This is a genomic window from Alcanivorax sp. 97CO-5, assembly GCF_000524665.1.
Taxonomy (GTDB): domain Bacteria; phylum Pseudomonadota; class Gammaproteobacteria; order Pseudomonadales; family Alcanivoracaceae; genus Alcanivorax; species Alcanivorax borkumensis.
The window spans coordinates 49,320-60,948 of sequence record NZ_KI965898.1; the positions used below are offsets into that span (position 1 = coordinate 49,320).

At 56.2% G+C, this 11,629-nt stretch carries 13 protein-coding genes; 7 read left to right on the plus strand and 6 right to left on the minus strand.

The window, feature by feature from the left end:
- Positions 1-103 precede the first annotated feature (103 nt).
- A complete protein-coding gene (locus tag Y017_RS08280) occupies positions 104-496 on the minus strand; it encodes a response regulator (protein ID WP_035460282.1) in 393 nt (130 codons plus the stop codon).
- Positions 497-746: 250 nt separating this feature from the next.
- On the opposite strand from Y017_RS08280, the gene Y017_RS08285 reads away from it, so the two are divergent.
- The 5 genes from Y017_RS08285 to tusA all read left to right on the plus strand — a co-directional run bounded on the left by Y017_RS08285 (position 747) and on the right by tusA (position 5,590).
- The gene (locus Y017_RS08285) at positions 747-1,766 is read left to right on the plus strand and encodes an AraC family transcriptional regulator (RefSeq protein WP_011588845.1); all 1,020 of its coding nucleotides are present in this window, start codon (positions 747-749) and stop codon (positions 1,764-1,766) included.
- A gap of 47 nt (positions 1,767-1,813) precedes the next feature.
- Positions 1,814-2,686, plus strand: coding sequence for a formyltetrahydrofolate deformylase (gene purU, locus Y017_RS08290; protein WP_011588844.1), 873 nt, complete (start codon positions 1,814-1,816; stop codon positions 2,684-2,686).
- 341 nt (positions 2,687-3,027) lie between these two features.
- Positions 3,028-4,089, plus strand: a complete 1,062-nt coding sequence (gene rlmM / locus Y017_RS08295) for a 23S rRNA (cytidine(2498)-2'-O)-methyltransferase RlmM (protein ID WP_011588843.1) — start codon at positions 3,028-3,030, stop codon at positions 4,087-4,089.
- A gap of 2 nt (positions 4,090-4,091) precedes the next feature.
- Entirely contained in the window at positions 4,092-5,351 is a 1,260-nt protein-coding gene (locus tag Y017_RS08300) for an MFS transporter (protein ID WP_011588842.1), read from the plus strand.
- Positions 5,351-5,590 (plus strand): sulfurtransferase TusA, encoded by a 240-nt coding sequence (gene tusA, locus Y017_RS08305; RefSeq protein WP_011588841.1) that lies wholly within the window; start codon positions 5,351-5,353, stop codon positions 5,588-5,590. The genes Y017_RS08300 and tusA overlap by 1 nt, the downstream gene beginning before the upstream one ends.
- Before the next feature lie 73 nt (positions 5,591-5,663).
- On the opposite strand, the gene Y017_RS08310 is transcribed toward tusA, so the two are convergent.
- A complete protein-coding gene (locus Y017_RS08310; protein WP_011588840.1) occupies positions 5,664-6,350 on the minus strand; it encodes a hypothetical protein in 687 nt (228 codons plus the stop codon).
- 426 nt (positions 6,351-6,776) lie between these two features.
- Between Y017_RS08310 and Y017_RS08315 the strand changes: the two genes are divergently transcribed.
- A complete protein-coding gene (locus tag Y017_RS08315; protein ID WP_011588839.1) occupies positions 6,777-7,265 on the plus strand; it encodes a gamma-glutamylcyclotransferase family protein in 489 nt (162 codons plus the stop codon).
- On the opposite strand, the gene Y017_RS08320 is transcribed toward Y017_RS08315, so the two are convergent.
- The 4 genes from Y017_RS08320 to Y017_RS08335 all read right to left on the minus strand — a co-directional run bounded on the left by Y017_RS08320 (position 7,262) and on the right by Y017_RS08335 (position 11,005).
- On the minus strand, positions 7,262-7,612 hold the full coding sequence (locus tag Y017_RS08320; RefSeq protein ID WP_011588838.1) for a DUF3325 domain-containing protein: 351 nt from the start codon (positions 7,610-7,612) through the stop codon (positions 7,262-7,264). The two genes, Y017_RS08315 and Y017_RS08320, sit on opposite strands and share 4 nt — an antisense overlap.
- Entirely contained in the window at positions 7,609-9,231 is a 1,623-nt protein-coding gene (locus tag Y017_RS08325) for a PepSY domain-containing protein (RefSeq protein WP_035460286.1), read from the minus strand. The genes Y017_RS08320 and Y017_RS08325 overlap by 4 nt, the downstream gene beginning before the upstream one ends.
- Positions 9,228-9,494 carry a DUF3649 domain-containing protein gene (locus Y017_RS08330; protein ID WP_035460288.1) on the minus strand — a complete coding sequence of 89 codons (267 nt, stop codon included), beginning with the start codon at positions 9,492-9,494 and terminating at the stop codon, positions 9,228-9,230. Before Y017_RS08330 ends, Y017_RS08325 begins: the two co-directional genes overlap by 4 nt.
- Positions 9,495-9,622: 128 nt before the next feature.
- Positions 9,623-11,005, minus strand: coding sequence for an MATE family efflux transporter (locus Y017_RS08335; protein WP_011588835.1), 1,383 nt, complete (start codon positions 11,003-11,005; stop codon positions 9,623-9,625).
- Positions 11,006-11,049: 44 nt separating this feature from the next.
- On the opposite strand from Y017_RS08335, the gene Y017_RS08340 reads away from it, so the two are divergent.
- On the plus strand, positions 11,050-11,628 hold the full coding sequence (locus tag Y017_RS08340; protein WP_369751979.1) for an elongation factor P hydroxylase: 579 nt from the start codon (positions 11,050-11,052) through the stop codon (positions 11,626-11,628).
- The last annotated feature ends 1 nt before the right edge of the window (position 11,629 follow it).

The window sequence follows — 11,629 nt, forward strand, 5'->3', positions numbered from 1 at the left end:
CCAGCCGGGTTTTTTTTGTGTTAATTTATTCACAAGAGAAAACCGGTTGGTGTCTCAATCGGGAGGGAGGAGGAATGTTTGAAGTAAAGACCACGGGAGGAGATCAGCCGGCGGTGGGAGAAAGCTGAGTGCTGGGGTTTGTAGGGGTGAGCCTGCTGTAAAGCCAGGCGCGTAATACGCTGGGCCGTAAGGGTTTGGGCATCAAAGTATCGCCGCCCGCATCCACGCATTGTTGTAAACAGGCCTCACTGTTGTTTTTAGAAATAAATAGAATGGGGATAGCCGCATTGCCGTTGCGAACGTCTTGAGCCACGGTGAAACCGTCCAGTATGGGGAGTTCTACATCGAGGATCAGTAGACCAATGTCTCGCTGGTGATACAGGCGCAGTGCGGCCTCACCGTCTGCGGCCAACACATATCGGTGGCCTAGTTCTTCGATGATGCGACAGATGATAAGGCTGACAGCCTTGTTACTTTCAACGACAAGAACATTCATCACTAATTTTTATCGCAGACAGCGCAGGAGAACAAGTGTGGTGTTTATGTGAAGCTGCTTTTTCCGATCTGAAGTGCTTTTAACCCTCCAGACGGGGTAGACAGTATGTTAATTTCGGCCAGTTTCATTATGATTGACGCTCCCGGGCTCTTCAAAGCGGCAGGCCGGCAGATACTAGGCGTGCCGATAATAATGCTGACGGGTGCGATTTCGCTTAATGGCAGTGCCAAAGGTGTGAGGGTGGAGGTCGATGTACCATCGCAGAACGATCAATATTAATCGGGTGGTGAAGTTGTTACAGGGTGCGGCTCGTTCCGGTGCCAGCATTCCCGAGATTTTGGACCAGTGTAATATTCCACGGCAATTGCTGGATGATCCGGAGGGAACCATTGAGCGGGATACCTTTATCCGCATGATGCTGCTGATCATGACCCAGACTCAGGATGAGTTCCTGGGTTTTGGCCAGGGACGAAAATCCAAGCCCGGCACCTTCTCCATGATGGCCCATGCGGTGATCAACTGCCCGAACCTGGGCTCAGCGGTAGAGCGGGGGATTCGTTTCTACGACTTATTCGAACTGAGCTTGCAGTCGCGTATTGAGCGTGATGGCGATGTGGCGAAGTTAGTCGTGGAAGCCGATCCCAGGTTGGACTTCCGCGAAGTCATTATTGAGGCGTCGCTGTTTATTTGGCTGCGTTTTATGAGCTGGTTGGTGGGCAAAGCCATTGAACCTAAACTGGTGACGCTGGATTACTCCGATGTGCGTAATGGTGAGGAGCATCGATTCCTGTTCGATTGCCCTATTGAGTACCAAGCCGATGCCAATGAGGTGACGTTCCGGGCTGACTTCCTCGATTTGCCACTGGTACAAAATGATCTTTCTCTCTCCAAGTTTCTAAAAGAATCTTTGGCTCAGCTGTTTGACGGTAATATTCACAATGTGGGATTACCGGCCCAGATTCGCGCGATTATTTCTAACGAATACGGCAATAGCTTTCCGGATTTTACGGAAATTTGCGGCAAGTTGAACATGACCCCGCAAACCCTGCGGCGCCGGCTCAAAGAAGCCAACACTAGCTACCAGGAGATTAAGGATGCTATCCGTAAAGATGCGTCGGTCTATTATCTCTCCAAACCAGATCTCAGCATCGACGAAATCGCGTTGCTGATGGGCTTTAGTGAAGCAAGCTCTTTTCACCGGGCCTTCAAGAAGTGGACCGGGAAAACGCCGTCCAATTTCCGGCGAGAGCATTTTGGCGTCAATCTGTAGCTAGGGCACGATGCTTCCTCTTACTAACGATTAGCTCTGAGACGTCCATGACAGTTAATGATGCCGACACGGCACGGCTGCTGGTGACCTGCCCGGATAAACCCGGGATCATCAGTGCGGTGAGCACCTTCTTGTATAACCACGGTGCCAACATCACCGATTTCGATCAGCATTCCAGCGATGCCCACGGCGGCACCTTCTTCTTGCGCTTGGAATTTCAGACACCGGAACTGGACTGTTCTCGGGAGGCACTTCGCAATAACTTTGCCAATCGGGTGGCTGAACCCTATGGCATGCAGTGGCAAATCAGCTACGCCAGTGAGAAAAAACGTATGGGAGTGTTGGTGTCTCGGCATGACCATGTGCTCATGGATCTGCTCTGGCGCACCTCCCGTGGCGACTTGCCTGCCACCATTCCTATTGTGATTAGCAATCACGATGATCTGCGCGACGAAGTCGAGCGTTTTGGCATCGAGTATCACCATATCCCGGTCAGTGCAGACAATAAGGCCGAAGCGGAAGCCGAGGCTTTGGCCAAGCTTGACGGTAAAGTGGATGTGGTGGTATTGGCCCGTTATATGCAGATCCTTAGTTCAAACTTTGTGTCTCATTACCCGCATCGTGTCATCAACATTCATCACTCTTTCCTGCCGGCCTTTGTGGGGGCGAACCCTTATCAGCAGGCCCACGACAAGGGGGTGAAGTTGATCGGTGCTACCAGCCACTATGTAACGGAAGACCTGGACCAGGGGCCCATTATCGAGCAAAACGTGCAGCGTGTTAGCCACCGCCATTCCGCTTCGGAGTTGCGTTCATTGGGGCAGGACGTGGAGCGGCAGGTGATGTTGCGTGCGGTGCGTTGGCACCTTGAAGACCGGGTAATCGTGGACGGTAACAAAACGGTGGTATTTGTGAAGTAGTGTAGAGCGCTCCATGCAAAGGGGCATTCCCGCTGCCGTATGGCTCATGGCGGGAGTCGCCTTGACTGGCGAAACTGATGTTCAAACAAAATCCGGGCTTTTGTTCAGTGCGTCCCGGCTATGCCATAGCCTCATCTTAATATTTAGCTCATCCATGGCACCGAACCCGTTCGGGCCATTTTCCGCCCGCCTCATCTGGGCTTCAGCGTAGAAATCCCATCCAGAGTGGGCGAGAAGACACCAGCGTACAGGGCTTAGGATCAGCGGCAGTCTGTTTTCATTATTGATCGAGCCGCTGTGATAAGGACAATGGGCAGCATTGTAATCAGCGCGAGAGCTCCATGCACAGTGACTTGTTGAATTCCCAGTCCGAGACCTTGCTGGCCCTGTGTCGACCGGGCTTTGAGGCTGACCTGGCTGCCGAATTGAATTTCCACGCGGCAGATCAAATGGTGGCCGGTTATCCCCGCGCTACCGCCAATAGTGGGTATGTGCTCTGGCATAGCCAACAAGGCTCGTTGGCGAGCCTGCAAGAAAGCGGCTTGATCTTTGCCCGCACGCTAAGTGTATGCGAGGGCGAGTTTAGCGATATAGGCGACGACCGTATCAGTGCTTTGTGGCCTTTGTTGGAAGCCGCAGGCCCCTTTAGTGAGCTATATCTTGAACACCCGGATACCAATGAAGGACGCGAGCTGCAGCGGTTCTTGCGTGGTTTTCGCAAGGCATTGGAACCTCGGTTGAAGAAAGTCGGCTTGCTGCGCCGCCAAGCGAAACAGCGGCTACATCTTTTTTTCAGTGATTCACACAATGGTTGGGTTGGCACCAGCCCCAGCGCTGTGCCGCTTGTAGAAGGTGGTGTGTTGCGCTTGCGATTACCTGCAGAAGCGCCGAGCCGTTCGGCACTAAAAGTGGAAGAGGCGTTGATACGTTTCTTTGGTAGTGCCGATGCGTTAAACGCCAAAACAGCGGTGGACTTGGGGGCGGCCCCGGGGGGCTGGAGCTGGCAACTGGCCCGACGGGGCATTCGTGTGCAGGCGGTGGACCACGGCAAGATGGCCCCCCGGCTGCTGGACGAATACCCGGTGCAGCATGTCTACGGTGATGCCTTTACTTGGCGCCCGCGCAGTAAGGTGGATCTGGTGGTGTGCGATGTGGTGGACAAGCCTGCCCGTACTTTGCAACACATGGAAAAGTGGCTTACCCAGGGTTGGGCCACCGCGGCATTGTTTAATCTGAAACTGCCGATGAAACGCCGATTCCAAGAAACGTGGCAATTGTTGGAAAAACTGACTGCGGCCATGGAGCGCATGGATCACCTGGGTGAGCCGGTAATTAAGGCCGCGCACCTGTATTACGATCGTGAAGAGATTACCGTCTGGGCCAGCTTTCATCGGAGCTACTGATCGTGAGTACTGAGCGCGGTCGTGGCGCTGCGCTATTCGCTACCCTGGGTATGCTGTACTTCGCCCAAGGCTTGCCAGCTGGCTTGCTGGGCAAGTCCATGCCCGCGCTGGCTAGGGATGCGGGCCTGTCACCAGAATGGATCGGCTTGCTGGCATTGCCCGCCGTGCCGTGGGCCTTGAAGTTTATCTGGGCGCCCTGGGTGGATCGCTGGGGGAGTGGCCGCCCCAATCACCGTAAACGCTGGATCCTGGCCTGCCTGACCGGGGTTGTGACGGTGCTGGCCTGTGCGGCCTTGCTGCCGCAAGGTTGGCTGTTCGGCCCCGGTTTTGCGGTGCTTATCGTGATGTTGTTTTTACTTAACCTGTTCAGCGCAACCCAGGATATTGCCACCGATGGCTTAGCAGCACGCTTACTGACTCCAGAGCTACGGGGCCTGGGTAACAGTGTGCAGGTTAGTGGCTACAAAATAGGCATGATCCTGGGCAGTGGCGCTCTGTTGATGTTGGTTGGGGTATTGGGGTGGCAGGCCACACTGCTGGCGATCATTGTCATGCTGTTGCTAGTGGCATTCACCGCCTGGCGATTTGACGAGCCTCTTGAGCCTGCCCGGCCGCGCAAGCCGGTGACAACCCGATGGTGGCTTCGCCAACTGGCGCTGTTCTGGCGTAGGCCGGGGTTGGGCGTGTGGCTGGTGGTCCTGCTGGCCTATAAGGTGGGCGATGGTTTCGGCACCCGCATGATCAAACCTTTTCTGGTCGACAGTCACTGGACGTTGGCGGAAATCGGTCGCTTAGACCTGGTGACGTCATTGGTCGGCTTGGCAGGGGCAGGCTTGGCGGGGCTGGTGATGATGCGATTAAGTCGTCGTGTGGCGCTGTTCGGTTTTGCCGGTTTGCAGGCGCTGTCATTTATCGGTTGGTGGTGGGTGGCTGCCTGGGGTCCAGACCCTGCAGCTGAGCCGTGGATCTGGGCGGTGGCATTGTTTGAGCAATGGGCGGATGGCTTGTCCACGGTGGCCCTGTTTGTGGTGATGATGGATTACTGCCGTAGCGGCCATGAGGGCAGTGATTATACCGTGCAGGCTTCGGTGCAATTGTTCGCGGTGGGTGCCTTTACTTTGGCCAGTGGATTCAGCGTGGCGTGGCTGGGCTATGCGTCGCATTTCCTGCTGGCTGCGATTCTCAGTGCAGTCGTTATAATGGCTGCCTTTTTCTGGCAGCCACCGGTGGCTGCCCATGGTGCACCACGAGGAGAGCCCTGATGTCATTGGATGCCCAACACGAACTCGATGCCACCGGCCTGTTATGCCCTGAGCCTGTGATGATGCTGCACAACAAGGTGCGGGACATGCAGCCCGGCGAAGTGTTGGCGGTGCGCGCTACCGACCCTTCCACTGAACGGGATATTCCGAAATTCTGCCAGTTTCTCGGTCATAGCCTGGTTGATCAGCAACGCGATGGTGAGTTGTTCTTGTATTGGATCAAGAAGAAAGAGGGCTAATTGAACACGGCTACGCTAGCTGCAACGCGTTCAATTAGCGCTCATCATTTCATCGAATACCGCGCGGCAGTGTTCAGCTTTTCGCCAGAATAGCCACTGCCGCCAGCGCTTCCGGGTCTCTCTCCTTCAATTTATTGGCTATGCCGTGCTGGAAGAAATAGCGAAAGGCCGGTAGCGACTGTGCTGTGGTCAGGCATTCTGCACCGGGCAAAATCGGTGTCTCAACCGGGTCGTTTTCTTGTGCCACCATGGCTGACAGGGTGCCATCAGCAAACAGCTTCCAGCTGACCACCTCCATGAGACTAATGGTGTGGAAATCATCGTCGGAAAACACCGCATGGGTGCCGATGGTGTCAGGGATTTCCTGAATAGCTTGCTCGCCGGGCTGGGGCTTGCCGAAAAACGACAGGGCGGCATCCATCTCTTTAACCTTATGTTCAGGCGCATTGACAAACAAATAATCGCTGCCAGGTAGTCGGTAACCTTCCCAGCGTCCATTCAGTGGATCAGCCAGCGCCATGGCGGTGACCGGCTCCTTGAGCCAGGGAACCATGGCTACGGTGTCACCATTGGCCAGTCGCGCCCAAGCGAGCACTTTTAAAGAGAATAATTTGTCGGGGTGGTGGTCGTTGGCATATAGCAGCTCGATGCCATCGTATTCCGGAGATAAACGCAAAATAGGGGGCTTGGCCGCTTTGCGGCGTGGAGGGAAGGAAACAACATTGTTTCCGCCTGGGTGTTGCCGGTTCGCCTGAGTCATGGGCTTCTCCCGGTACGTTACCTTAGGGCGTGAGCGCGATCTCAGTAAATCGCTCGGCACGGCCCGTTAATTCACGTTAGCCTGTCATGCGGTGCCATGCAAGCGGGTGCAGATAACCGGTTTGCGTAGGGTAAAATGGGCTGGTAGTGGGTAAGCGGGGGCCTGCCTGTAGGTGATATTTGCTGGCAGCCATGTTCCGCATTTTGCCTAACGCTCGGGGCCGGATGTCTGACGTAAAACCCCTTAGGCTTAGAAGATCTTGCTAGTGCGGTGCCTCTTTTTGAGGGAGGGCCATTATTCAGAAAGTAATCGGGTAATGTGTTTTGCGCAAAGAGCATGGCGACCGAGGTTTAAGTTTTTCAGGTTTTGAATGCAGGCTACGTCGTCGTCGGGCATCCGGCGTCAAGCAATCATTAGGAGCGATGTGTGGAGTGTGATTATTACTTTGCCTATGGTTCGAACATGAACCCGGCACGAATGGCGGTGCGGGGCATGCGCTATCGGCAATCGTTACGGGCGCAATTACCCGGTTGGCAACTGGCATTCAATAAGCGCGCCCATGGTAAAGAAGGGATTGCCTACGCGAACATCGTGAATGCGGACCATGACGGGGCGGAAGTGCAGGGCGTCTTGTACCAATTATGGGACCACCGGGAAATCGAGCGTATGGACCCGTTCGAGGGCCACCCGACTCGTTATTGCCGTGAGCGACTGTTGGTGCAGACTGATGAGGGCGAGCGGCACACCTGGGTTTATATCGCTAATACCGAGTGGCAAGCCGATGATCTTCGTCCGGAGCGCTGGTATCTGAATCACCTGCTCAGTGGACGCCCCTGGCTTAGTGCCGATTATTACCGGCACTTGCTGGCCACAAGCTGTGTGGATGATTTTCCACCCACCCTGGCTACGCCCTAAGCCAGCACCGCCGTCGACCAGGTCAGCATGGCCAACACGGGCAAGGCGATAGCCAGTCGTCCTGCTAACTGTGCGCGATACGGCAGTAAAAACACCAGTGGCAGGCCGGCTATTGCCACCAGCCCCACGGACATAAAAAGCGCCAATCCCAGGGGCCAGATCGTCAACGTAACCCACAACGATAACGACAACAGCAACCAGCCGGGCCATCGGTAATAGCGCACGCGTTCCGGTTGCAACTTGCGACCCATGACCTGGTCATGGTGGCGTTTCATGGCCAGAGACAGGCTGGTCAAGCCGGCATAGGCCAGAGCGAGGGCAAGAAACAGTGGCGGGACCATCGTCATGGGGTGTCTCCGGCAGGTTGCTTACTGCTGGCCGTGTTGGCGGCGCGCGGCGTACGGGTACGGCGAGCTTTTGCCGGCAGCGGTTTGTGTTGCAAGCGCCACAGGGTATACCCGCCCAAAGCAGCAAGGATCAGGCAGACCAGATCGAAACTGGCGATGGCTGCATGTTGCCAGGCCAGAGGCGTAAACAGGTGCGACGCCGTGGTGAAGATGTTGACTACGGGTATGGCAAGCCAGAGTAGCGAGGCGCCAGCGACCTGCTCAATCCAGCCCTGGCGGTTAGGACGCAGCAGACCATGCACCAGTGACATCAGCCAAACAATGAAGAAGATCTGAATCTCGCGGTCTTCGCGAGCAGTCAGCGTGACCGGTAACAAACGGTTGGCCAGGAAGTAGGCGGCGATGGCCAGCATCAACCCGGTGATGGAGGTCATGTTCAGTCCGCTCACCATTTTCAGAGCCCGATCGGGCTGCTGATCCCGGCGTAATTGCTGGGTGCGTTTGCTCACCCACAGCAGCATGCCGGTCACGGTCATGGCGGAGCCGGCGACCCCGAACAGAAAGAACAGCCAGCGGGTTAGCGGGTCGGCGAAGCGAGCCATGTGCACATTGGTAAAGAAATTATAGATCCGCCAGCCCGGTGACACCGGATCATTGGCGGGGATACGCGTGTCGATCAGGTCACCGGTATTACCCTGGAATACTTGCGTTGGATCGCCACCGCGCTGGCGATCGGTGACCGCCGGGTCCCTGTCTACCTGCAAGGTAATTTGCGCGTTGTCCCGATTGGGGTTGGTGATCTGGATGCGTTCTACCGGTTTGCCGAAACGGGCTTCGGTTTGTTCGATCAATGGTCCGATTGCCAGCATTTCTTCCGGCGCACCAGGACCCGCCGGGGTTTCTCCCCGGGAAAACACCTCAGAAAAGAAGGCACGCCGATCTCCCTCGTATGCAGCGTCGATGCCCCAGGGCATGATCAGGGTCATAAACAGCAGCAGGCCGGAATAGGTGATCATGAAATGGTAGGGCAGTGCGAGTACCGCGGTAGCGTTGTGGGCGTCCAGCCAGGAGCGCTGCCCCTTGCCCGGCCGGAAGGTAAAGAAATCCTTGAAGATTTTCTTGTGGGTAATCACCCCGCTGATAATGGCAATCAGCATGAACATAGTGGCCAGGCAGACCAGCAATCGGGCCCACAGGCGGTCGATGCCGTACAGCTCAAAATGGAAACGGTAAAGAAAGTTGCCGCCGCGGGTGGCGCGTGGTGCAACGACCTCGCCGCTATCCGCATCCATGAGCATCTGTTCGCCACGCTGACGGCCTCCGTTTTTCGGCTGTTTGGCGGGTTGCCAGCGCAACTCGACGGCGGCCTGACGGGGGCCCGGCAAGTTGATGTCCCAGGATTTGGCATCCGGCGCCTTGGCATTCAGGGCTGCCATCGCCAGCTCGACCGTACCCGGTTGCAGGGTGGAATCATGTACTTCCGGCTGCATCCACAGCGTAATTTCTTCCCGGAAATAGGCGCTGGTGCCAGTAATAAAAATGGCCACCAGTAACCAGCCAAGTAACAAGCCGGCCCAGGTGTGTAGCCAGGCCATGGATTGTCGGAATGACTTATTCATACGGCAGTGCCCCATAAATACAAGGCGCCAAAGAGCAGGCCAGGAAGGAGAATGCCGGCCCATGCCAGCCAGCTGGAACGTGCGCAAAACGCCCAAATAGCTGCTGCAGAGTAAAGTAGGAGCGATAGCATGATGCCAATAATCACGGCCTGATCGCGGGCCATTGGTAATATCACGGCCAGCGCCATGGCTGCCAGGGACGCAAGGCCATAACCACCCAAAGCTGCAGCCAGAATGCGTGAAGTAATTGAGAAAGGTGTCATAAGTATGTAGAAACAAGCCAACAATAATGAGAATTGTTATTATCTACAAACAAACTGCAAAGGAAATGTAAATGTGGCGCCGCAGCGACATTCGAGTGTAAAGACTGTAAGAACAGCGAACTTTTCGATCAGGACGCGAAGGGGGTAGAGGCTGACACTTCCGGCTCTGATAGCGGTTGCTTGAGCCGCCAACGCAAGCGCCAGCCAAGGAAGACGGCGGCACTGGTCAAGCCCGCTACCAGACCGATCCAGAATCCGGCAGGGCCCATGGGCTCGACCCACCAATCAGTTAATGCCAGGCCGTACCCGATGGGCAGGCCGATGCCCCAGTAGGCCAGCAATGTCATTACCATGGGCCAGCCGGTATCTTCGAAACCGCGCAGGCACCCGTTGGCGCAAACCTGCAATGCATCCGAGATCTGGTACAGGGCCGCGAACAACAACAGGTAGCTGGCGAGTGCAATCACCGAGCCGTTGTCGGTATAAATACGGGGAATCCAGTGCCGGGCCAGCACCAGACTGGAGGCGGCGGTGATGCCCACCACCAGGGTGATTGCCATGGCCACCTGCACGGCCACGCGAATACCGTTTTGATCGCTGCGTCCTCGGGCGTGACCCACCCGAACGGTGGCGGCCAGGGCGAAACTCAGCGGCACCATAAAAATCAGGGAGGTGAAGTTGAGCGCGATCTGGTGGCTGGCGACGACCTGGGCCCCCAGGCTGCCGATGAGAAGGGCAATGACCGCAAAGATACTTACCTCAAAGAAAATTGACAGGCCTACGGGTAAGCCCAGCCGCAGCATGTAGGCTAGATTGGCGCGCTCGAAATGCCGCTGTCGCAGATTCAATGGTGCATGCTGATACACCGGGTGGCGATGGGTATAGACCATCATCATTATTGCCATGGACCACATTACCAGTGAGGTGGCCCAACCGCAGCCGACTCCCCCCATGGCTGGGAAGCCCAGTTTTCCGTAGATCAGCACATAGTTACTAGGGATGTTGATCATTAGGCCGATTACGCTGATTAGCAGCACCGGCCGGGTATGGTTCATGGCCTCGGTATAACTGCGCAACGCCAGCATAATGGCGGCGCCAGGCATGCCCCAGCTAAGCGCATCCAGGTAGCCGCTGACCATGGGTCGGATCGCCGGATCCACGTCCATCCATACCAATAACGGAGCAATGCTGCGTAGAATAAGTGCGCAAAGAACCCCTAGCACAAGAGCCAACCAGAGGCCCTGCTGGGCGAGGGGGTTAATGCGGTGATAAGCTTTGCCGCCGAGATGGCGCGACAGTATTGGGGTGGCGCTCATCAGTACGCCGGTCATGAACAGGAACAGGGGCACCCAAATGCTGGCGCCCACGGCCACCGCCGCCAAATCATTGGCGCCAACACGGCCGGCCATCATGGTGTCCACAAAGCCGTTGGCCGTTTGTGCCAGTTGCCCACCCAGAATTGGCAATGCGAGGGTGAGTTGGGCGGCAAGCTCTTGACGGCGGGATAACATAGGCAGGTGCCACTGTTGTAAGCGGAACGGGTGTGGTGAACGAAATAGAACAGAATCAGGTTCGCAAGACGGCGGCTACCATACCGCAAACTGCCTTGCAGGTGTACGCCAGTGGTGATCTGGAAACCCTGTTCCGGGCGACTTTTTTTCATTCCCACGACACGCTGTTAGTAGGGGGCGCGGCTGAGCCTGTGTACCTGCCCGGTTCCCCTCATCGCATTTGCTATACCCACGATTACTTCCGCAGTGCCTTACACGAAATCGCCCACTGGTGCGTGGCGGGCCCGGTACGCCGTCAGCAACAAGACTACGGTTATTGGTATGCACCGGATGGCCGCAGCGCGGATCAACAGGCGCAGTTTGTGCAGGTAGAGGTTTACCCCCAGGCGCTTGAAGCCTTGTTCTGTGCTGCCTGTGGGCACACCTTCCGAGTATCTCTGGATAACCTGAATGGTGAGGGCGGCGATGAAACGGCGTTTGCGGTGAAGGTAAAAGCAAAAGCAGAGCGCTTGTTGGCTGAAGGTCTTCCTGAGCGGCCGGCCCGCTGGTGTGATGTGCTGGCGCAGGCGTATGGGCGCGAGGGCATATCTTTGCAGCAAGCGCTGCAGTGCTTGTTTTCGTAGG